General features: G+C 71.7%; 26 protein-coding genes. 24 read left to right on the plus strand and 2 right to left on the minus strand.

Annotation, left to right across the window (positions count from 1 at the left end):
• Positions 1-145 precede the first annotated feature (145 nt).
• The 12 genes from GJ743_RS19745 (at position 146) to glmM (ending at position 8,590) form a co-directional block, all read left to right on the plus strand.
• On the plus strand, positions 146-586 hold the full coding sequence (locus GJ743_RS19745; protein WP_230386836.1) for a PTS sugar transporter subunit IIA: 441 nt from the start codon (positions 146-148) through the stop codon (positions 584-586).
• Positions 583-1,731: a mannitol-1-phosphate 5-dehydrogenase gene (locus tag GJ743_RS19750; RefSeq protein ID WP_328289255.1), complete on the plus strand. Its 1,149-nt coding sequence runs from the start codon at positions 583-585 to the stop codon at positions 1,729-1,731. The genes GJ743_RS19745 and GJ743_RS19750 overlap by 4 nt, the downstream gene beginning before the upstream one ends.
• A 149-nt stretch (positions 1,732-1,880) precedes the next feature.
• Entirely contained in the window at positions 1,881-2,102 is a 222-nt protein-coding gene (gene infA, locus GJ743_RS15485) for a translation initiation factor IF-1 (RefSeq protein ID WP_011186713.1), read from the plus strand.
• 70 nt (positions 2,103-2,172) lie between these two features.
• Positions 2,173-2,286, plus strand: a complete 114-nt coding sequence (gene rpmJ, locus GJ743_RS15490; protein ID WP_056734976.1) for a 50S ribosomal protein L36 — start codon at positions 2,173-2,175, stop codon at positions 2,284-2,286.
• A 242-nt stretch (positions 2,287-2,528) separates the two neighbouring features.
• Positions 2,529-2,909 carry a 30S ribosomal protein S13 gene (gene rpsM / locus GJ743_RS15495; protein ID WP_155052812.1) on the plus strand — a complete coding sequence of 127 codons (381 nt, stop codon included), beginning with the start codon at positions 2,529-2,531 and terminating at the stop codon, positions 2,907-2,909.
• Positions 2,910-2,941: 32 nt separating this feature from the next.
• Positions 2,942-3,340 (plus strand): 30S ribosomal protein S11, encoded by a 399-nt coding sequence (gene rpsK, locus GJ743_RS15500; protein ID WP_092668574.1) that lies wholly within the window; start codon positions 2,942-2,944, stop codon positions 3,338-3,340.
• A gap of 176 nt (positions 3,341-3,516) precedes the next feature.
• Positions 3,517-4,503 (plus strand): DNA-directed RNA polymerase subunit alpha, encoded by a 987-nt coding sequence (locus GJ743_RS15505; RefSeq protein ID WP_166548728.1) that lies wholly within the window; start codon positions 3,517-3,519, stop codon positions 4,501-4,503.
• A 46-nt stretch (positions 4,504-4,549) separates the two neighbouring features.
• Positions 4,550-5,107 (plus strand): 50S ribosomal protein L17, encoded by a 558-nt coding sequence (rplQ, locus tag GJ743_RS15510; RefSeq protein ID WP_155052813.1) that lies wholly within the window; start codon positions 4,550-4,552, stop codon positions 5,105-5,107.
• Between the two features lie 109 nt (positions 5,108-5,216).
• Positions 5,217-6,110, plus strand: a complete 894-nt coding sequence (locus tag GJ743_RS15515) for a tRNA pseudouridine synthase A (protein ID WP_155052814.1) — start codon at positions 5,217-5,219, stop codon at positions 6,108-6,110.
• A 137-nt stretch (positions 6,111-6,247) separates the two neighbouring features.
• Positions 6,248-6,694, plus strand: a complete 447-nt coding sequence (gene rplM / locus GJ743_RS15520; RefSeq protein WP_129234477.1) for a 50S ribosomal protein L13 — start codon at positions 6,248-6,250, stop codon at positions 6,692-6,694.
• 36 nt (positions 6,695-6,730) lie between these two features.
• Positions 6,731-7,213 (plus strand): 30S ribosomal protein S9, encoded by a 483-nt coding sequence (gene rpsI, locus GJ743_RS15525; RefSeq protein ID WP_155052815.1) that lies wholly within the window; start codon positions 6,731-6,733, stop codon positions 7,211-7,213.
• Positions 7,214-7,228: 15 nt separating this feature from the next.
• Positions 7,229-8,590, plus strand: a complete 1,362-nt coding sequence (gene glmM / locus GJ743_RS15530) for a phosphoglucosamine mutase (RefSeq protein WP_155052816.1) — start codon at positions 7,229-7,231, stop codon at positions 8,588-8,590.
• Between the two features lie 81 nt (positions 8,591-8,671).
• On the opposite strand, the gene coaA is transcribed toward glmM, so the two are convergent.
• Positions 8,672-9,628: a type I pantothenate kinase gene (gene coaA, locus GJ743_RS15535; protein WP_328289256.1), complete on the minus strand. Its 957-nt coding sequence runs from the start codon at positions 9,626-9,628 to the stop codon at positions 8,672-8,674.
• A gap of 112 nt (positions 9,629-9,740) precedes the next feature.
• Between coaA and glmS the strand changes: the two genes are divergently transcribed.
• The 10 genes from glmS to GJ743_RS15585 all read left to right on the plus strand — a co-directional run bounded on the left by glmS (position 9,741) and on the right by GJ743_RS15585 (position 17,924).
• Positions 9,741-11,591, plus strand: coding sequence for a glutamine--fructose-6-phosphate transaminase (isomerizing) (gene glmS, locus GJ743_RS15540; RefSeq protein ID WP_155052817.1), 1,851 nt, complete (start codon positions 9,741-9,743; stop codon positions 11,589-11,591).
• 85 nt (positions 11,592-11,676) lie between these two features.
• Positions 11,677-12,093, plus strand: coding sequence for a holo-ACP synthase (locus GJ743_RS15545; protein ID WP_328289257.1), 417 nt, complete (start codon positions 11,677-11,679; stop codon positions 12,091-12,093).
• Positions 12,090-13,229 carry an alanine racemase gene (alr, locus tag GJ743_RS15550; protein ID WP_328289258.1) on the plus strand — a complete coding sequence of 380 codons (1,140 nt, stop codon included), beginning with the start codon at positions 12,090-12,092 and terminating at the stop codon, positions 13,227-13,229. Before GJ743_RS15545 ends, alr begins: the two co-directional genes overlap by 4 nt.
• Positions 13,229-13,762 carry a tRNA (adenosine(37)-N6)-threonylcarbamoyltransferase complex ATPase subunit type 1 TsaE gene (gene tsaE, locus GJ743_RS15555; protein ID WP_155052818.1) on the plus strand — a complete coding sequence of 178 codons (534 nt, stop codon included), beginning with the start codon at positions 13,229-13,231 and terminating at the stop codon, positions 13,760-13,762. The genes alr and tsaE overlap by 1 nt, the downstream gene beginning before the upstream one ends.
• A 58-nt stretch (positions 13,763-13,820) precedes the next feature.
• On the plus strand, positions 13,821-14,441 hold the full coding sequence (gene tsaB / locus GJ743_RS15560) for a tRNA (adenosine(37)-N6)-threonylcarbamoyltransferase complex dimerization subunit type 1 TsaB (protein WP_155052819.1): 621 nt from the start codon (positions 13,821-13,823) through the stop codon (positions 14,439-14,441).
• Positions 14,438-15,010 (plus strand): ribosomal protein S18-alanine N-acetyltransferase, encoded by a 573-nt coding sequence (gene rimI, locus GJ743_RS15565; RefSeq protein ID WP_155052820.1) that lies wholly within the window; start codon positions 14,438-14,440, stop codon positions 15,008-15,010. Before tsaB ends, rimI begins: the two co-directional genes overlap by 4 nt.
• Positions 15,007-16,056, plus strand: a complete 1,050-nt coding sequence (gene tsaD / locus GJ743_RS15570) for a tRNA (adenosine(37)-N6)-threonylcarbamoyltransferase complex transferase subunit TsaD (protein WP_328289259.1) — start codon at positions 15,007-15,009, stop codon at positions 16,054-16,056. Before rimI ends, tsaD begins: the two co-directional genes overlap by 4 nt.
• A gap of 176 nt (positions 16,057-16,232) precedes the next feature.
• A complete protein-coding gene (locus GJ743_RS15575; protein ID WP_155052821.1) occupies positions 16,233-16,595 on the plus strand; it encodes a DUF4190 domain-containing protein in 363 nt (120 codons plus the stop codon).
• Positions 16,596-16,627: 32 nt separating this feature from the next.
• Positions 16,628-17,386: a hypothetical protein gene (locus GJ743_RS15580; protein ID WP_155052822.1), complete on the plus strand. Its 759-nt coding sequence runs from the start codon at positions 16,628-16,630 to the stop codon at positions 17,384-17,386.
• Between the two features lie 10 nt (positions 17,387-17,396).
• Positions 17,397-17,924: a DUF4190 domain-containing protein gene (locus GJ743_RS15585; protein ID WP_155052823.1), complete on the plus strand. Its 528-nt coding sequence runs from the start codon at positions 17,397-17,399 to the stop codon at positions 17,922-17,924.
• 79 nt (positions 17,925-18,003) lie between these two features.
• Here the strand turns inward: GJ743_RS15585 and GJ743_RS15590 are convergent, their stop codons facing one another.
• The gene (locus GJ743_RS15590; protein WP_328289260.1) at positions 18,004-19,191 is read right to left on the minus strand and encodes a class I SAM-dependent methyltransferase; all 1,188 of its coding nucleotides are present in this window, start codon (positions 19,189-19,191) and stop codon (positions 18,004-18,006) included.
• A 129-nt stretch (positions 19,192-19,320) separates the two neighbouring features.
• On the opposite strand from GJ743_RS15590, the gene groES reads away from it, so the two are divergent.
• Both groES and rarD read left to right on the plus strand, forming a co-directional pair.
• Positions 19,321-19,617, plus strand: coding sequence for a co-chaperone GroES (groES, locus tag GJ743_RS15595; protein ID WP_022889766.1), 297 nt, complete (start codon positions 19,321-19,323; stop codon positions 19,615-19,617).
• 157 nt (positions 19,618-19,774) lie between these two features.
• A complete protein-coding gene (gene rarD / locus GJ743_RS15600; protein ID WP_328289261.1) occupies positions 19,775-20,731 on the plus strand; it encodes an EamA family transporter RarD in 957 nt (318 codons plus the stop codon).
• The last annotated feature ends 109 nt before the right edge of the window (positions 20,732-20,840 follow it).

Here is a 20,840-nt window from a genome sequence, read left to right on the forward strand (position 1 = left end):
GACGCCGACCGGATGACTCGGAGCCCGGGTCGCGACCGCACCTGCCGGTCGCGACCCGGGCGGTCGCGTCATCCACCCCGTCGAGGCGCCGAACCGGGGAACACGACAGCCGAACCACGAGCACGACGAGGAAGAGGAGACTCCCATGACCGACCAGATCCTGCCCGCCGAGAACGTCCGGATCGTCCCGGGCAGCACCGACCGCGACGAGGCCATCCGCGCGGCGGGCCGCATCCTCGTGGACGCGGGCGCCGTCGACGCCTCGTACATCGACTCCATGCTCGAGCGCGAGTCCACCGTGTCGACGTACATGGGCAACTGGCTCGCCATCCCGCATGGCACGAACGAGGCGAAGGGCCTCATCCACCGCTCGGCGATGTCGCTGCTGCGGTACGAGGAGCCCATCGACTGGGGCGGCGAGCAGGCTCGGTTCGTCGTGGGCATCGCGGGCCTCGAGAACGAGCACCTCGAGATCCTGTCGAAGATCGCGATCGTGTTCTCCGACGAGGACGAGGTCGGAAGGCTCCTCGCCGCGCGGAGCGCGGACGAACTCGTCGCCGTGCTCTCCGAGGTGAACGAGTCGTGAAGGCCGTCCACTTCGGCGCCGGCAACATCGGCCGCGGCTTCATCGGGCTGCTGCTGCACGACGCCGGCTACGAGGTCGTCTTCGCCGACGTGAACGCCGAGCTGATCGATGCGCTCGCGGCATCCGATCGCTACACCGTGCACGAGGTGGGCGCCGGCGCGCGCGACCTCGTCGTCGACCGGTACCGTGCGATCAATTCGCAGACGGATGCCGCGGCCCTCGCCGCCGAGCTCGCCGACGCCGACGTGCTCACGACGGCCGTCGGGCCGAACATCCTCAAGTTCATCGCGCCGCACGTGCTGCAGGCGCTCCGCGACCGGTCGCCCGACGCGCCGCCGCTCGCGGTCATGGCGTGCGAGAACGCGATCGATGCGACGAGCCTGCTGCGCGAGGAGACCCGGCATCTCGCCGGACCCGACGAATGGCTCGAGCTCGAGCGGCGCGCGGTGTTCGCGAACACGGCCGTCGACCGCATCGTGCCGGGCCAGCCCGAGGGCGCCGGGCTCGACGTGACGGTCGAGACCTTCTCGGAGTGGGCGATCGAGGAGCCGCCGTTCGGCGATGCGCCGCCCGTGATCCCGGGCGCGCACTTCGTCGACCGGCTCGGGCCGTACATCGAGCGGAAGCTCTTCACCGTGAACACCGGGCACGCCTCGACGGCGTACTTCGGGTTCCTCGCGGGCCACACGCGGATCGCCGAGGCGCTCGCCGACACGTCGGTCGCCGAGCGCGTCGAGCGGGTCCTGCACGAGACCTCGGCGCTCATCGTCGCCAAGCACGGGTTCGGCGCGGGCGAGATGGCGGAGTACCGGGAGGTCATCCTGGGGCGCTTCCGCAACGAGGGGCTGCCCGACACGGTCGAGCGCGTCGGTCGCCAGCCGCTGCGCAAGCTCTCGCGCCGCGAGCGCTTCATCGCGCCCGCGGCGGAGCTCGCCGAGCGCGGGCTCCCGGTCGACGGGCTCCTCGCCGCGGTGGAGGCGGCGCTCGGGTTCGACGTGCCCGCCGATCCGGAGAGCGTCGAGCTGCAGGAGCGAATGCGGACGGATGCCGCGCCGACGTTCGTGCGCGAGGTGTGCGGCATCGAGCCGGGTCATCCGCTGCACGATCGCCTCGTCGAGGTGGTCGCACGGCGCACCGCACGCTGACACGCCGCCGACTGGCGAATCGAAACCGATTCGCCTATAGTTGACCCTTGGTGTTTTGCACGCCCGCTTCGGCATGCCCGATGGGCCCGGTCGGGGTGTGCATCATCATCGCACGACCGACAACCCAAACTCCAAGCGATAGTGAGGCTATGGCCAAGAAAGACGGCGTCATCGAGATCGAAGGCTCGGTCATCGAGGCACTCCCGAACGCGATGTTCCGGGTGGAGCTGACCAACGGGCACAAGGTGCTCGCCCACATCTCCGGAAAGATGCGCCAGCACTACATCCGAATCCTCCCCGAGGACCGCGTGATCGTGGAGCTGAGCCCGTACGACCTGACCCGCGGCCGCATCGTCTACCGCTACAAGTAAGGCCTGTCGGAAAGTAACGACCCGCGGCACCCCGCGGGTACGAGGACAGCGAAAAAAGGAAACAACGACTGTGAAGGTCAACCCCAGCGTCAAGCGCATCTGCGACAAGTGCAAGGTCATCCGCCGCCACGGCCGCGTCATGGTGATCTGCGAGAACCCGCGCCACAAGCAGCGCCAGGGTTGAGTCGAAGGGTGAGGCCGCGAAGCGGGCTCACCCGAAGGCTCGAGGTCGAGTAGGCGCGCAGCGCCGTACCGAGACCCCCGTGCGCACGACGCAGAACTGAATACCGGCACTACCAAGAACCTCCCGAGATCTCGATACGCGACTCCGTCGCCACTCGATCACCGGGAGGGGACACCCTCGGACGGAGGCCGAGGCACCGGAAGTGCTCCACACCTCCGACACATCCAACAGGAGAAGCCACCATGGCACGTCTGGCAGGAGTCGACATCCCGCGCGAGAAGCGCGTGGAGATCGCACTGACCTACATCTACGGCGTCGGCCGTACCCGCGCGCTGGAGACGCTCACCGCGACCGGCATCGACGGGAACATCCGAGTCAAGGACCTCAGCGACGAGCAGCTCGTCGCGCTCCGCGACCACATCGAGGGGACCTACAAGGTCGAGGGCGACCTCCGCCGCGAGGTCGCCGCCGACATCCGCCGCAAGGTCGAGATCGGCTCGTACGAGGGTCTGCGCCACCGCCGCGGCCTCCCGGTCCGTGGTCAGCGCACCAAGACCAACGCTCGTACCCGCAAGGGCCCGAAGCGCACCGTCGCCGGCAAGAAGAAGCCCGGCCGCAAGTAACCGCTCGCGCCAAGATCTAGGAGATTTCGACAATGGCAGCACCCAAGGCGGCGACTCGCAAGCCGCGCAAGAAGGAAAAGAAGAACATCGCCGTGGGCCAGGCCCACATCAAGTCGACGTTCAACAACACCATCGTGTCGATCACCGACACGACCGGTGCCGTGATCAGCTGGGCCTCCTCCGGTGGCGTCGGCTTCAAGGGCTCGCGCAAGTCGACCCCGTTCGCCGCGCAGCTCGCCGCCGAGTCGGCCGCCCGCCAGGCGCAGGAGCACGGCATGAAGAAGGTCGACGTCTTCGTCAAGGGCCCGGGCTCGGGCCGCGAGACCGCGATCCGCTCGCTCCAGGCCGCAGGCCTCGAGGTCGGCAGCATCAACGACGTGACGCCCCAGGCGCACAACGGCTGCCGCCCGCCGAAGCGCCGCCGCGTCTGACGCTCCGTCCCCGGTGATCGAGTAGGCCGCAGGCCGTATCGAGATCGCACGGTCTCGATACGCGCCCGGCCGCGCCGGGCGCTACTCGATCACCGGGTCACCGTTCTCTCAACAACTCAAGATCCTCGAACTCGCAGGTGTCATATAGCGGACACCCTGCCGAAAGGAATCACACCGTGCTGATCGCACAGCGTCCGACGCTCACCGAAGAGAACATCTCGGAGTTCCGTTCGCGTTTCGTGATCGAGCCCCTCGAGCCGGGCTTCGGTTACACCCTGGGGAACTCGCTCCGTCGCACCCTCCTCTCCTCGATCCCCGGCGCCGCCGTGACGAGCATCCGCATCGACGGCGTGCTCCACGAGTTCTCGACCGTCCCGGGCGTGAAGGAGGATGTCACCGAGATCATCCTCAACATCAAGAACCTGGTCGTCTCCAGCGAGCACGACGAGCCCATCACCGCGTACCTGCGCAAGCAGGGCTCGGGTGAGGTCACCGCCGCCGACATCTCCGCTCCGGCGGGCGTCGAGGTGCACAACCCCGAGCTGGTCATCGCGACGCTCAACGACTCGGCGAAGTTCGAGCTCGAGCTCACGATCGAGCGCGGCCGCGGCTACGTCTCGGCCAGCCAGAACCGCAACGAGTACTCCGAGGCCGGCCAGATCCCGGTCGACTCGATCTACTCGCCGGTCCTGAAGGTCACGTACCGCGTCGAGGCCACCCGTGCCGGTGAGCGCACCGACTTCGACCGCCTCGTGGTCGATGTCGAGACCAAGCAGGCGATCTCGCCGCGCGACGCGATCGCGTCGGCCGGTCGCACGCTCGTCGAGCTGTTCGGCCTCGCGCGCGAGCTCAACAGCGCCGCCGAGGGCATCGAGATCGGCCCCGCGCCGGTCGACGCCGTGCTCTCGAGCGAGCTGTCGATCCCGATCGAGGACCTCGACCTGTCGGTCCGCTCCTACAACTGCCTCAAGCGCGAGGGCATCAACACGGTGTCCGAGCTCGTGGCCCTGTCGGAGTCGCAGCTGATGAACATCCGCAACTTCGGCCAGAAGTCGGTCGACGAGGTCAAGGACAAGCTCACCGAGATGGGCCTCTCGCTCAAGGACTCGGTCCCCGGCTTCGACGGCGCCCACTTCTACACGGGCTTCGACGACGAGAACTAGCAGGCCACGGGCCGCACCAACCCCACACCACTGGAGATAACGAACCATGCCGAAGCCCACGAAGGGCCCCCGCCTCGGAGGCGGACCCGCGCACGAGCGCCTGCTGCTCGCGAACCTCGCCGCTGCGCTGTTCACGCACAAGCGGATCACCACGACCGAGACCAAGGCCAAGCGCCTGCGTCCGTTCGCCGAGCGCCTGGTGACCTTCGCCAAGCGCGGCGACCTGCACGCGCGCCGTCGCGTGCTCGCCGTGATCGGCGACAAGTCGGTCGTGCACGAGCTGTTCGCGGTCATCGCCCCCCAGGTCTCCGACCGTGACGGCGGCTACACCCGCATCACCAAGATCGGCAACCGCAAGGGCGACAACGCCCCCATGGCCGTGATCGAGCTCGTGCTCGAGCCGGTCCAGCCGAAGCAGCGCGCCGCGAAGCCCGCCGCCGCCCCGGCCGCCGACGAGGCGCCCGCCGAGGAGACGCCGGCCGAGACGCCCGAGGCCGAGGTGACCGAGGCCGAGGCCGCGGTCGACGAGGCCGCCGGCGCCGAGGCGTCGGAGGAGTCGTCCGAGGCCCCCGCCGAGGAGACCGAGGCCGCCGAGGCGAAGTAGCCCCGCGCACCACGCACCCGGAACCCCCGCAGCGCTCGCTGCGGGGGTTCCGTGCGTTCACGGGCCGCGAGGTCGTGCACCGTAGGCTTGCCTGCGTGGGAGCACACGGATGACGCTGCGGATCCGACTGGACCTCGCCTACCAGGGCACGGGGTTCGCGGGATGGAGCCGGCAGCCCGCGCTGCGCACGGTCCAGGGCGTGCTCGAAGGGGCGCTCGCGACGCTGTTCCGCCGGGAGGGGGCGGTGCCGCGGCTCGTCGTGGCCGGACGGACGGACGCCGGGGTGCACGCCACCGGGCAGGTCGCGCACATCGACGTCGACCCGGAGGCGTTCGCGGCGGTGACGCGGCCGAAGCGCGGCGACGCGGCCGGCCGGCCCGCCGGCGACCCGTACGCCGTGCTGGTGCGCCGGCTGACCGGCATCCTCGGGGCCTCCGACGACGACGTGGTCGTCCGCTCCGCCGGGCGCGCGCCCGAGGGGTTCGACGCACGGTTCTCGGCGATCTGGCGCCGCTACTCCTACCGCATCGCCGACCTCGGCGCCGAGCGCGACCCGCTCCAGCGGCACCGGACGGTCTGGTATCCCCGCGCCCTCGACGCGGAGGCGATGGACGTCGCCGCGCAGACGCTCCTCGGACTCGGCGACTTCGCGGCGTTCTGCAAGCCGCGCGAGGAGGCCACGACCATCCGCACCCTGCAGTCGTACCGCTGGCGTCGCGACGCCGACGGCGTGCTCGTCGCCACGTTGCAGGCCGACGCGTTCTGCCACTCGATGGTCCGGGCGCTCGTCGGTGCGTGCGTCGCGGTGGGCGAGGGCCGGCTGGATGTCTCGGGGCCGGCCGCGCTCATGCGGGCGGGCGAGCGCACGAGCGCGTTCAAGGTCCTTCCGGCCAAGGGCCTGACGCTGACCGAGGTCGGGTACCCGGCAGACGAGGAGCTCGCCGCGCGCGCCGAGCAGACGAGGGCACGCCGCGAATTGCACGTCGAGGGTCTCGTCGGCTAAGCTTTCCCTTTGGTGCCGTCGACTGCGTCGGTACCCGATGTTGAGCCCTCCACCGGAGCGTTCCACCCGCATCGCGGGAGAACCCCCACCGGAGCGGGATTCACGAACCCCTCACTCGATCAGAAAGCAGCACTACTGTGACGCGCACCTACACCCCGAAGGCGAACGAGATCCAGCGCGACTGGGTCGTCATCGACGCCACCGACATCGTGCTCGGCCGCCTCGCCAGCCACGCCGCCTCGATCCTCCGCGGCAAGCACAAGGCGATCTTCGCCAACCACGTCGACACCGGTGACTTCGTCATCATCGTCAACGCCGGCAAGGTGGCCCTCACCGGCCAGAAGCTCGAGCAGAAGAAGGCCTACCGCCACTCCGGCTACCCGGGCGGCCTCAAGGCCGTCGGCTACGCCGAGCTCCTCGAGAAGAACCCGGTCCGCGCCGTCGAGAAGGCGATCCGCGGCATGCTGCCGAAGAACTCGCTCGGCCGCGCCCAGATCAAGAAGCTGAAGGTCTACGCCGGCCCGGAGCACCCGCACGCGGCCCAGCAGCCGAAGCCGTACACCCTCACCCAGGTCGCCCAGTAAGCCCGGCGCCGAGCGAAAAAGGACTCAGACACCACCATGGCGAAGATCGCAGACCAGATCGACCAGGCTCCTGAGAGCTACACCACCGAGTCGGCTCCGGCCGCCGCTCCCGCGGCGCGTCCCGTGCTGAACGTCTCGGGCGCGGCCGTCGGCCGCCGCAAGCAGGCCATCGCGCGCGTGCGCGTCGTGCCGGGTGCGGGCACCATCACGGTCAACGGCCGTGAGTTCGCGGACTACTTCCCGAACAAGCTCCACCAGCAGCTCATCACCGACCCGTTCACCGTGCTCGAGCTCTCCGGCTCGTACGACGTGATCGCGCGCATCACCGGCGGCGGCCCCTCGGGCCAGGCCGGTGCGCTCCGCCTCGCGATCGCGCGTGCGCTCAACGAGATCGACCGCGAGAACAACCGCCCGACTCTCAAGAAGGCCGGCTTCCTCACCCGTGACGCGCGCGTCATCGAGCGCAAGAAGGCCGGTCTCAAGAAGGCCCGCAAGGCGCCCCAGTTCTCGAAGCGCTAGTCTTCGGATCCCTGGATGCCTCGGCTCTTCGGAACCGACGGGGTCCGGGGCCTGGCCAACCGTGAACTCACGGCTGACCTGGCCCTGGGCCTCGCCCAGGCGGCTGCGGCCGTCCTCACGCAGGGACGTCACGCCGACGAACTGCGCGCCGCCGGCCGTCGGCCGGTGGCGATCGTCGCGCGCGATCCCCGCGTCTCCGGCGAATTCCTGACCGCCGCCGTCTCGGCCGGTCTCGCCAGCTCGGGCGTCGACGTGCTCGACGCCGGCGTCATCCCGACGCCCGCGACCGCGTTCCTCATCGACAGCATCGCCGCCGACTTCGGCGTGATGATCTCGGCGTCGCACAACCCCGCTCCCGACAACGGGATCAAGTTCTTCTCGTTCGGCGGCACGAAGCTTCCCGACCAGGTCGAGGACCGCATCGAGTCGTACCTCGGCAAGCAGAAGCTCGCGCCGACCGGCGACGGCGTCGGTCGCATCCGCCGGTTCGCCGACGCCGAGGACCGCTACGTGGTGCACCTGCTCGGCACCCTGCCCAACCGCCTCGACGGACTCACGGTCGTCCTCGACTGCGCCCACGGCGCCGCAGCCGGCGTCTCGCCGGAGACCTTCCGCGACGCGGGCGCCGAGGTGATCGTGATCGGCGCCGACCCCGACGGCATGAACATCAACGACGGCGTCGGCTCCACGCACCTCGAACTCCTCCAGCAGGCGGTGCTCGACCACGGCGCCGACATCGGCATCGCGCACGACGGCGATGCCGACCGCTGCCTCGCGGTCGACGCCGACGGCAACGTCATCGACGGCGACCGCATCATGGCGATCCTCGCGGTCTCGATGCACGAGCGCGGCATGCTCACCGACGACACGCTGGTCGTGACGGTGATGTCGAACCTGGGGCTCAAGCGCGCGATGGCCGACCGCGGCATCCGCGTCATCGAGACGAAGGTCGGCGACCGCTACGTGCTCGAGGCGCTCACGGCCGGCGGCTACGCGCTCGGCGGCGAGCAGTCGGGCCACGTGATCATGACCGAGTTCGCCACCACCGGCGACGGCGTGCTCACCGGGCTCCACCTCGTGGCCGAGATGGCCCGGACCGGCCGGACGCTGGCCGAGCTCGCGTCGGTCATGACCGTGTACCCGCAGGTGCTCGTCAACGTCCGCGACGTCGACCACCACGGCCTGGCCGACGACAGCGTCATCGCCGACGCCGTGCGCGAGGTCGAGGCCGAGCTCGGCGACACCGGTCGGGTGCTGCTGCGTCCGTCGGGCACCGAGCCGATGGTCCGCGTCATGGTCGAGGCGGCCGACCAGGCCGCCGCCGACGCGCACGCCACCCGGCTCGCCGACGTCGTGCGGGAGCGCCTCTCGCGCTGACGCGCGGTCGCGGCATCCGTCTCGGCCCCGCCATGCCGCGCTCGGAGGGCGCCGCACGTGCGAGCGCCGCCGCCACCGGCCTCAGAGCTTGCGCAGCAGCACGCTCGAGACCGTGTGGTCGGCGTCCTTCCGGAGCACGAGCGACGCGCGTGAACGGGTCGGGCGGATGTTCTGCAGCAGGTTCGGCTCGTTGATCGACTGCCAGATCGAGCGCGCCCTGGCCCGCGCCTCGTCTTCGGTGAGGCTCGCGTAGCGGTGGAAGTAGGAGCGCGGGTTCGAGAACGCGCCGCGCTGGAGCTTCAGGAACCGCTCCTCGTACCAGCGCGCGATGTCGCGCGTGCGCGCGTCGACGTAGATCGTGAAGTCGAAGAGGTCGCTGACCGCGAGCCGGTGCCCCGGCCCCGGCGGTTGCAGGACGTTGAGGCCCTCGATGATGAGGACGTCGGGGCGTCGCACCGTGATCTGGGCGTCGGGGACGATGTCGTAGGCGAGGTGCGAGTAGAACGGCGAGCGCACCTCGGGTGCGCCGGCCTTCACGTCGCTCACGAACCGGAGCAGTGCGCGACGGTCGTAGGACTCGGGGAAGCCCTTGCGGGCCATGAGTCCCCGACGCTCGAGCTCGGCGTTGGGGAAGAGGAAGCCGTCGGTGGTCACGAGCTCGACCCGCGGGGTGTGCTCCCAGCGCGCGAGCAGCTCGCGGAGCAGCCGCGCGATCGTCGACTTGCCGACCGCGACGGAACCGGCGACGCCGATCACGAACGGCGTCGACTCGAAGCGCTCGCGGAGGAAGGTGCTCGTGACCTCGTGCAGCGCCTTGGTACCGCCGACGTAGAGGTTCAGGAGCCGGCTGAGCGGCAGGTAGACCTCGGCGACCTCGGCCGGGTCGAGCGGCTCGCCGAGGCCGCGGAGCTGCACGATCTCGGTTTCGCGGAGCGGCGAGGGCATGGACGGCGCGAGCGCCGCCCATGAGGCGCGGTCGAGTTCGACGAACGGGGAGATCTGCGGCGTGTGCGTCGACGGGCTCTGCGGATCGGGCACCGGCACAGTCTAGTGCCGTGCGGGAGGTGCGCTCGGGCGCCCCGCGCGGCCGCCCGGAGGCCGCGGGCGGGACCCGGCGGTCGCACAGACGCGCGTGGCTACAATCGAGCCCATGTGTGGAATCGTCGGTTACGTCGGAGAGCGCAACAGCCTCGACGTCCTCATGGGCGGTCTCCGCCGTCTCGAATATCGCGGCTACGACTCGGCCGGCGTGGCCGTGGTCGGCGACGAGGGCGAACTCGAGTTCGCCAAGCGCGCCGGCAAGCTGCAGGTGCTCGCCGACGAGCTCGAGCGCCACCCGGTGCACCGCGGCGGCACCGGCATCGGTCACACGCGCTGGGCGACGCACGGCGGCCCCACCGACCGCAACGCGCACCCGCACCTCGGCGACGTGGGCCGGCTCGCGCTCATCCACAACGGCATCATCGAGAACTTCTCCGAACTGAAGGAGGAGCTCCTCGGCCGCGGCGCCTCGTTCGAGTCCGAGACCGACACCGAGGTCGCCGCCGTCCTGCTCGGCGAGCTGTACCGCGAGACCGGCGACCTGCGCGAGGCGTTCCGCCGCACGGTCGCGCAGCTCGAGGGCGCGTTCACGCTCCTCGCCGTGCACCGCGACGAGCCGGGCCTCGTGGTCGGCGCACGTCGCAACTCGCCGCTCGTGATCGGGCTCGGCGACGGCGAGAACTTCCTGGGTTCGGATGTCGCGGCCTTCGTCGAGTTCACCAAGCGCGCCGTCGCGATCGGCCAGGACCAGATCGTGGCGATCACCGCCGACGGCGTCACCGTGACCGACTTCGACGGCGAGACCGTCGAGGTCGAGCCCTTCGACGTCGCGTGGGACGCGTCCGCCGCCGAGAAGGGCGGCTGGTCCTCCTTCATGCGCAAGGAGGTCTCGGAGCAGCCGGAGGCGGTCGCGAACACGATCCTCGGCCGCGTCGTCGACGGCGTGGTCACGATCCCCGAGCTCGAGGGCTTCGGCGACGACGAGCTCCGCGACATCCGTCGCATCACGGTCATCGCGTGCGGCACGGCCGCCTACGCGGGCATGGTGGCGAAGTACGCGATCGAGCAGTGGGCGCGCGTCCCCGTCGAGGTGGAGCTCAGCCACGAGTTCCGCTACCGCGACCCCGTGATCGACGAGCACACCCTCGTCGTGTCGATCAGCCAGTCGGGCGAGACCATGGACACGCTCATGGCCGTGAAGTACGCGCGCGAGCAGGGCGCGCGGACCATCTCGGTCTGCAACACCCAGGGCGCGACGATCCCGCGCGAGTCCGACGCCGTCGTCTACACGCACGCGGGCCCCGAGGTCGCGGTCGCGTCGACGAAGGCGTTCGTGGCCCAGATCACGGCCCTGTACCTCTTCGGCCTGCACCTCGCGCGCGTGCGCGGCACGCTGACCGGTGCGGAGCTCGCGGGCCACCTGGCCGAGCTCCAGGCGATCCCCGGCAAGATCGAGACGGTGCTCGAGCAGGCCGACCGCGTCGGCGAGCTCGCCCACTGGATGAGCGACACGCGCTCGGTCCTCTTCCTCGGCCGTCACGTCGGCTACCCGATCGCGCTCGAGGGTGCGCTGAAGCTCAAGGAGCTCGCGTACATCCACGCCGAGGGCTTCGCGGCGGGCGAATTGAAGCACGGCCCGATCGCGCTGATCGAGCCCGGGCAGCCGGTCTTCGTGGTCGTGCCGAGCCCGCGCGGGTCGGCGAACCTCCACCCGAAGGTCGTCTCGAACATCCAGGAGATCCGGGCCCGCGGCGCGCGCGTGATCGCGATCGCCGAGGCGGGGGATGCCGCGGTGCTGCCGTTCGCCGACGAGGTCATCCGGATCCCGCTCGCGGCCCCGCTGTTCGAGCCGCTGCTCGCGGTCGTGCCGCTGCAGATCTTCGCCATGGAGCTCTCGCAGGCCAAGGGCCTCGACGTCGACCAGCCTCGCAACCTGGCGAAGTCGGTCACGGTCGAGTGAGCTGCCCGGGCGGCCGCCGGCCGGTCCGGTGCCCGCCCGCGCCTCCGGTGCGGCAGACTCGAACCGTGAGGTCGGAGGGGGACGAGTGATCGCGGGCATCGGCATCGACGTGGTCGACATCGCGCGCTTCGCGCGCTCTCTCGAGCGGACGCCCGCGCTGCGCGATCGCCTGTTCGCTGAGAGCGAACGCGACCGGCCCGCGCGCTCGCTCGCCGCCCGGTTCGCCGCGAAGGAGGCCCTGATCAAGGCCCTCGGCGGTCACGCCGTGATCCGGTGGCACGACATGCGCATCGTGCAGGACGCCGACGGTAACCCCGACTTCGCGCTCTCGGGCGCGCTCTCAGCCCACGTCGCCGAGCTCGGCATCGACCGGGTGCACCTCTCGATGAGCCACGACGCGGGCATCGCGAGCGCGTTCGTCGTGCTCGAGCGCGGGGTCGGACCCGCCGCGACCTCCCGCGAGGCGCTCGCCGCCCCGAACCCCGCCGAGGAGGCCGAGTGAACCCCCGCCACGTCCGCTCCCCGTTCCGCGAGGCGCTCATCGACCTCGACGCCGTGCGCGAGAACGTCACGACGATCGCCCGCGCGGTCGCTCCGGCCGGCGTGATGGCCGTCGTGAAGGCCGACGGGTACGGCCACGGCGCGGTCGCGGTCGCTCGCGCCGCACTCGCCGGGGGCGCCGATCGCCTCGGGGTCGCCGACCTCGACGAGGCGCTCGCCCTGCGCGACGCGGGGATCGAGGCCCCGGTCCTCGCCTGGCTGCACGATCCCGCCGCCCGGTTCGACGCCGCGATCGCCCACGACATCGACCTCGGCGCCTCGTCGCTCGCCCAGCTCGAGGCCATGGCGGATGCCGCGGCATCCGCCGGTCGCATCGCGAACGTGCACCTCAAGCTCGACACCGGGCTGAGCCGGAACGGCGTGCTGCCCGCCGACTGGGAGGACGTGGTGACGCGGGCCGCCGCGCTCGAGGCGGACGGCCGGGTTCGCGTGCGCGGGCTCTTCAGCCATCTCGCGAACACCTCGCCCGACGAGGACGCCGCGCAGCTCGCGGCCTTCCTCGACGGGGTCGCCACGGCCGAACGGGCGGGGCTGACGCCCGAGATCCGCCACATCGCCTCGACCGCGGCGGCGCTGCGCATGCCCGAGGCGCGCCTCGACCTGGTGCGCATCGGCATCGGCCTGTACGGCGTGCCGCCGTTCGGCGACGGCACCACCGCCGCTGAGCTCGGCCTGACGCCCGTGATGACCCTGCGCGGCCGAGTCGCCGCCGTGCGACGCGTCGAGCCCGGCACGGGTGCGTCCTACGGCCACACCTGGCGCGCGTCGCATCGCACCACCCTCGCGCTCGTCCCGCTCGGCTACGCCGACGGGGTGCCGCGCCAGGCCTCCGGCCGGGCCGAGGTCGCGATCCACGGCACGCGCCACCGCATCGCGGGGCGGATCGCGATGGACCAGTTCCTCGTCGACGTGGGCGAGGCCGAGGTCGCCGTCGGCGACGAGGTCGTGCTCTTCGGCGACCCCGCGGCCGGCGCGCCGTCGGCCGACGACTGGGGGGACGCGGCCGACACGATCGGCTACGAGATCGTGACCCGCATCGGGCCGCGCGTTCCGCGCACCCACGTCGGGGGCGCGTGATGCGCCGGACGATCCCCGACACCGAGGCCATGGAGGCGCTCGGCCACGAACTGGGCCGCGCGTTCCGCGCGGGCGACCTCGTCGTGCTCACGGGTCCGCTCGGCGCGGGCAAGACGACGCTCACGCGCGGGATCGGCGAGGGGCTCGGGGTACGCGGTCCCGTGCAGAGCCCGACGTTCGTGCTCGCCCGGACGCATCCGAGCCTCGTCGGCGGCGCACCCCTCGTGCACGTCGACGCGTACCGCCTCGGCAGCGCCGCCGAGCTCGAGGACCTCGACCTCGACTTCGCGCACTCCGTGGTCGTGGTGGAGTGGGGCGCCGGGCTGCTCGACGACGTCAGCGAATCGTGGCTCGAGGTGGTCATCGCGCGACGTCGCGGGCATGAGGGCGGCGCCGACGCGGATGGCAGTGAGCCTAGCGACGACCACGACGCCGAGCTCGACGAGGACGAACCTCGCACCGTCGAGCTGCTCGGCCACGGTCCGCGCTGGGCCGGCACGCCGTTCGCCGTCCAGGCCCGGCTCGAGGGCTGAACGCGCGCCCGGCCCGTTCCCGGCCGACGCCCGGCAGCGCGCATCTAGGCTTGGTGCCATGCTCCTCGCGATCGACACGTCCACCGGGACGAGCGTCGCCGTGGTCGACCTCGACGGCGGGATCCTCGCCGAGACCGGCACGAACGACACCATGCGCCATGCCGAGCTGATCGGCGACGGCATCCGCGACGTGCTGGGGCGCGCCGGCGTCCGCCCGGCCGACCTGTCCGGGGTCGCCGCGGGGATGGGTCCGGGGCCGTTCACCGGCCTGCGCGTCGGCATCGCGGCGGCGCGCGCCTTCGCGCTCGGCATCGGGCGCCCCGTCGTGCCCGTCGTCAGCCACGACGCGATCGCGCACGCGTGGTATGCGGCAGGCGGCACCGGAGCGCTGCAGGTCGTCACCGACGCCCGGCGGCGCGAGTCGGCGGTCACCGACTACGACGGGCTCGACGCCGATGGGCTGCCCGTCCGGTTCGCCGCGCCGCGACTCGAGCCGCGGGACGCGGTGCCCGCGCCCCGCGGCATCCGCCTCGACGCCGACACCGTCTCGGCCGGTTCGCTCGGGACGGTCGCCGAACTCGCGGTCGCGGCGGGGCGGCTCCCCATCGCCGGCGACGACGCGCTCTACCTCCGCGCACCCGACGTGACGCCGTCGGCGGGCAAGCGAGTGCTGCGATGAGCCTGATGCTGCGCCGGGCCGCGCTCGCCGACTTCGATGCGATCATGCGGCTCGAGCGGGCCACGTTCGCGACCGACGCATGGCCGGAGTCCGCCATGCGCAGCGAGCTCGAGTCGGTGCACGCGTACTACCTGGTCGCGATCGACGACGCCCGGCCCGACGAGCCCGTGGCGTACGCGGGACTCCTCGCGCCGCGCGGGTCGGGGCAGGGCGACATCCAGACCATCGCGGTCGACGCCGCGCATCGCGGGGCCGGGCTGGGGCGGGCCCTCATGCACGCGCTCATCGACGAGGCGCGGCGGCGCGGCGCGGCCGAGGTCTTCCTCGAGGTGCGCGCCGACAATCCCGTCGCCAGGGGCCTCTACGCATCGCTCGGCTTCGTCGAGATCGGCGTGCGACGCGGGTACTACCAGCCCGACGGGGTCGATGCCGTCGCCATGCGGCTCGACGTGCCGCCGGCCGTGACGCGTCCGGCAGCCCGCGTCGGCGGGGTCCCGATCGACGTCGACGCGCCGACCCGCGGGTCGACGACCGACGGCGCCGCCACCTCGGCAGGAGGACCGCAGTGAACCGCGACGCGCCGCTCGTGCTCGGCATCGAGACCTCGTGCGACGAGACCGGGATCGGCATCGTCCGCGGAACCGAGCTCCTGGCGAACGCCATCGCCTCCTCGATGGACGAGCATGCCCGATACGGCGGCGTCGTCCCCGAGGTCGCCGCGAGGGCGCACCTCGAAGCGCTCGGGCCGACGATCCGCGCGGCGCTCGACGAGGCATCCGTCGACCTCGCCGACCTCGACGCGATCGCCGTCACCAACGGGCCGGGCCTCGCGGGCGCGCTCATGGTCGGCGTCGGCGCGGGCAAGGCGCTCGCGCTCTCGCTCGAGAAGCCCGTGTACGCCGTCAACCACCTGGTCGGGCACGTCGGCGCCGACCTCATCGGCGACCGGCCGCTCGAGACCCCGAGCGTCGCCCTGCTCGTCTCGGGCGGGCACACGTCGCTCCTGCTCGTGCGCGACCTCGACTCCGACGTCGAGCTGCTCGGCGAGACCATCGACGACGCGGCGGGGGAGGCGTTCGACAAGGTCGCACGGCTGCTCGGGCTGCCCTATCCCGGCGGGCCCGAGATCGACCGCGCGGCCGTCGGCGGCGACCCCGACGCCATCCGGTTCCCGCGCGGGCTCACGCGGCCGAAGGACCTCGACCGCCACCGCTACGACTTCTCGTTCTCGGGCCTCAAGACCGCGGTCGCGCGCTGGGTCGAGCAGCGCGAGGCGGCGGGCGAGCCCGTGCCGCTCGCCGACGTCGCCGCGAGCTTCCGCGAGGCCGTCGTCGACGTGCTCGTGTCGAAGGCGATCGCCGCGTGCACCGACCTCGGCGTGCCCCGCCTGCTGCTCGGGGGCGGGGTCGTAGCGAACCGGCGGCTGCGCGAGGTCGCCGAGGCCAGGGCGGATGCCGCGGGCATCGCCCTGCGCATCCCGCCGCTGTCGCTCTGCACCGACAACGGCGCCATGATCGCCGCGCTCGGCGCGCGCCTCATCATGGCCGGGCACGAACCCTCGACGCTGGAGTTCGGCGCCGATTCGACGCTGCCGGTCACCGACATCCAGAGCTGATCCGAGTCGGGATCGCCATGGGCACTTGTGCCCACGCACGTGAGTCGCGGTGACCGCTATGGTGAGCGAAGAACCCCGCGATCGCGGGTGAGACGACCCGCGCCGCGAGCGTTGACAGCACCCGGCGACGCTGCCAGCATGGCCGGGTCCGCGCTTGCACGAGAGGAAACCGCATCATGACCGACCCCAACACGCCCGACCCGAACGCGTCGAACGTCCCGCCGCCGCCCCCCGCTCCGCCGGCCCAGCCCGCGCCCTCCTACGGCGCGCCCCCGTCGTACTCGGCACCGCCGGCGCAGAAGACCAACGTCCTCGCGATCGTCTCGCTGGTGTCGTCGTTCTTCATCTCGCTCGTCGGCATCATCACCGGCCACATCGCGCTGAGCCAGATCAAGAAGACCGGCGAGCAGGGTCGTGGCCTCGCGATCGCCGGCCTCATCATCGGCTACGTCGGGCTCGTCCTCGGCATCATCTTCGCGATCGTCTGGTTCGCGATCATCGGCGCCGCGATCAGCAGCGGATCCGTCACCACCTACTGATCGATCCACCCGCAGCACGGAAGGGGCTCGGCATGAGCGATCCCACCAACCCGGAGAAGCCCTCGGAGCCGGCACCGCCGACGCCGACGGAACCGGCGGTCCCGGTGGAGCCTGCCGAGCCCGCCGTGCCGGCGGAGCCGGTCGAGCCGGCCGTGCCGGTCGAGCCGGCCGTGCCGGCCGTGCCGGTCGAGCCGGCCGTGCCGGCGGAGCCGTCGCCGGTTCCACCGGCCGCTCCCGAGCCTCCCGTGACCCCTGCGCCTCCGGGTGAGCCCGAGGTGCCGGGTGCGCCCGTGCCTCCGGCGCCGCCCGCTCCTCCGGAGCCGCCGGTCGCGCCGCCCTCGGCGCCCGCACCGCCGGCCACGCCCTACGGCCCCTCGTCCGCGGCGGCGCCCACCGTCGGAGGGCCGTTCGGCACCCCGACGAGCGGTGCCGGCGGTGGCGTCCCGGTGTCGCCGGCCGGGGGTTACGGTGGGTACGCTGCGCCCGGTTCCGCGCCCGCGCCGGCGAGGCCGACGCCCGTGCTCAGCCTGATCTCGCTCATCGCCGGCGTGATCGGCGTCATCGGTTCGCCGGTCGTCTTCATCCCGTTCGTCGGCGGAGTGCTCCAACTCTTCGTCCCTGCCGCCGCGATCGTGCTGGGGTTCCTCGGCCGGAGCAAGGAACCCGCCGCGAAGGGCATGTGGCTGACGGGGCTCATCCTCGGCTTCATCGGCATCGGCATCGCCCTCCTCTCGTTCCTCCTCTGGGGCATGCTGTTCTCGATCGGGTCCGGATACGGCTACGGATACTGAGGCGACGGGCGTGGGCGACGAGCGGATGCCGGCATCGGGCGAGCCCGCGGGCGAGTCGCCGGAGCCGCGAGCGCCGGCCTCACCTCCGGCCGAGCCGGCCGTTCCGCCGACGCCTGCTCGGCAGACGCCTCCTCCACCTGCGTCTCCTGCGCCGTCGCCCGCTCCGCCTCGAGAGTTCGACGTCCCGTACGACACCGGTGCGCTGCACGGGCTCCCGACCGGCCAGCTGCTCGCGGTCGGCCGGCCGCAGCCCGAGCAGCTCGAGGTCGACTACGAGGAGGAGGACGAGCAGCGCCGCGTCTACAGCCGGGTCGGTGCGGTCATCGGCTCGATCGGCGCCGTCGCGTCGTTGTTCGTCGGTTGGATGTTCCCGCTGTCGGTCGCGGCGATCGTGTTCGGCGTGCTCGGGTTGCGCCGCGAGGAGCACGGACGGATCCTCGCGTTCATCGGCATCGGGACCGGTGTGGCCGGCCTGGTGTTCTCCGGCGTTTGGCTCGGGTACTACGCCATCGTGTTCGGCGCGCTTCCGACCGCCTGAGCGCCGCACGTCGGTCTCGCACGCCCGCCCGCACGTCGGTCGCTTTCGCCCGCCCGGCTTCGGCTGCCCGTTCGCGCGATCAGAGCCGTTCGACGAGGATCGCGACGTGGCGCCCCTCCTCGCGAGTGAGCACGACGGTCGCCGAGACGTCACCCTTGAGCTTCAACCGGGTGCGGAGCGCCGCCGGATCGACGTCCACGCCGCGTTTCTTGATCTCGAGCGTGCCGACACCTCGCTCATGGAGGGCGCGCCGCAGGCTGCGCTCGTCGGCGGGGAGGCGTTCGATCACCCGGAAGCCCGTCGCGAACGGCGTGTCGACCTCGCGGTCGCCCGTGAGGTAGGCGATGCCCTCGCTCAGCATCCACGCACCCATCGATCGCGCGAGGTCGCCGATGAGTCGGGCGCGGATCACTGCTCCGTCGGGTTCGTAGAGGTAGTCGCCCAGCGGGCCGACCGGGGCGTCCTCGCTGTCGGCCGGTGCGACGAGTTCCTGCGCGCGGTCGCCGCGGATCACCAGCGCCGCTCGGCCGATGCCCGATCTCGCCAGGACCCCGGTCCAGACGGCGAGCTCGACGACGTCGCCGTCGACCGACACCCACTGCGCCTCGGCGTCGTCGGGGACGACGTCGCGATCCGTGCCGGGACCGAGCTTCACGCCGACCGGCATCCGCTCGGCGAGGCCGAACACGAAGTCGAGCGCGGGGGAGTAGTCCGCGGCATCCGCGAGCCTCGTCGTCGTGCCGCCGGTGGTCGTCCGTCGGGCCGGGTCGAGCCAGGCGGCATCGATGCCGCCGAGCGCGACGTCCTCCGCACGGGCATGGAGCACGCGCACCTTCGGGAACGGCGTGAGGTTGAAGGCGGCGACCGCCGCGGTGATCTCGTCGGCCTCGGCGGCCGTCACCTCGAGGTCGACCGCGGCCATGGCGAGCGCGTCGCCGCCGATGCCGCAGCCGAGGTCGGCGACGTGACGCAGGCCAGTGCGCGCGAATCGACCGGCGTGCAGGGCGGCGACGCGGAGGCGGGTCGCCTGCTCGAGTCCGGGCTCGGTGAAGAGCATGCGGTCGGCGAACTCGCCGAACTTCGCGCGCGCCTTGGACCTGAGACGCGACTGGCTGAGGACCGCCGCGACGAGGCCGGGATCGAGGCCCCGCTTGCGGAGATCGGCGACCGTCTTCACCACATCGGCCTTCGACGAGTACGGCGGCAGCGAGTCGAGCAGCGCGAGGCCCTCGGCAGAGAGCAGCCGCACCAGCTCGTCGCGTTCCACGCCGACACGCTAGCACCGCGGCATCCGCTGGCACTCACGTTGCACGAGTGCCAGAACCGCCATAGACTCGGTTTAGCACTCTCACTCAGAGGCTGCTAACCCCAGTCTTCGTCAAGAAAGAGGTCAACCGTGTCGGTTTCCATCAAGCCGCTCGAGGATCGCATCGTCATCAAGCAGGTCGAGGCCGAGCAGACCACCGCCTCCGGGCTGGTCATCCCCGACACCGCCAAGGAGAAGCCCCAGGAGGGCGAGGTCGTGGCGGTCGGCCCGGGCCGGATCGACGACAACGGCAACCGCGTCCCGCTCGACGTGGCCGTCGGCGACAAGGTGATCTACTCCAAGTACGGCGGCACCGAGGTGAAGTTCGGCGGCGAGGACTTCCTCGTGCTGTCGGCCCGCGACGTGCTCGCGGTCGTCGTCCGCTAGTCGACTCCGACTTCCCGCGGCCCGGATGCCACTGGCATCCGGGCCGCGTCGTCGTCTCCGGCGGTCGGGCGGCGCGAGTCGGCGGGCGGCGGGATCTCGACGTCGGACGGCAGTCGACGGGCGCCGCCGCATCGGCGGTCGCGCGTAGGCTGGCACGGTGTCATCCGCTCCGTCCACCGACGCGCCCGCGCGTGTCCGGCCCGACGGCGTGAGCCGCGCGGGTCTCGCCTACGCGATCTCCGCCTACGGGCTCTGGGGCTTCCTCCCGGTCTACTTCATCGCGCTCGCGCCGAGCGGGCCGATCGAGATCGTGGCGATGCGAATCCTCCTCTCGCTCGTCTTCTGCGCCATCCTGATCGCCGTCACGCGAACCTGGCGCGCCTTCCGGGCGCTCCTGCGTGATCGGCGCGTGGTGCTCACGATGGGCCTGGCCGGCGTGCTGATCTTCGCGAACTGGCTCACGTACGTGTTCGCCACGCTCAGCGGGCAGGTGGTGGAGGCGGCGCTCGGCTACTTCATCAACCCGATCGTGACCGTCTTCCTCGGGGTGATCGTGCTCCGCGAGCGGCTGAACGCCGTGCAGTGGACCGCCGTCGGGATCTCGATCGTCGCCGTGGTGGTGCTCGCCGTCGGCTACGGCCAGATGCCGTGGATCGCGCTCGTGCTGGCGTTCAGCTTCGGTTTCTACGGCCTCATCAAGAAGCGCGTCGGCCACCGCGTCGACGCGGTGTCGGGCCTCACGCTGGAGACCGCGTGGCTCGCACCGGTCGCGGCGATCCTCCTCGTCGTCGTCGCGTCGACGACCGGGCTCACCATCGGCACCGCGGGTGCGTGGCACACCGTGCTGCTGCTGTCCGCCGGCGCGGTCACCGCGATCCCGCTCCTCCTGTTCGCCGCCGCGTCGCGGCGGCTCCCGCTCATCTACATGGGGTTCATCCAGTACTTCGCCCCGTTCATCCAGTTCCTGGTCGGCGTCGTCGTGCTCGGCGAGCCGATGCCCCCCGAGCGATGGGCCGGATTCGGCCTCGTCTGGCTCGCGCTCGTCGTGCTCACGTTCGACCTCCTGCGCGGAGCCCGAGCGGCTCGTCGGGCTGCCGCCCTCGAGCCGGTCTGAGCACCGACAGGCCCCCCGTAGTGGGGCTGGATCGCCCGCGGCGGAACCATCCTCGCGTGCGCGATTTCGTGGTGGAATCGCCCGAATCCTGCGGAGAATCGCGTCCCGG

The organism is Agromyces bracchium, from assembly GCF_009709675.1.
Taxonomy (GTDB): domain Bacteria; phylum Actinomycetota; class Actinomycetes; order Actinomycetales; family Microbacteriaceae; genus Agromyces; species Agromyces bracchium.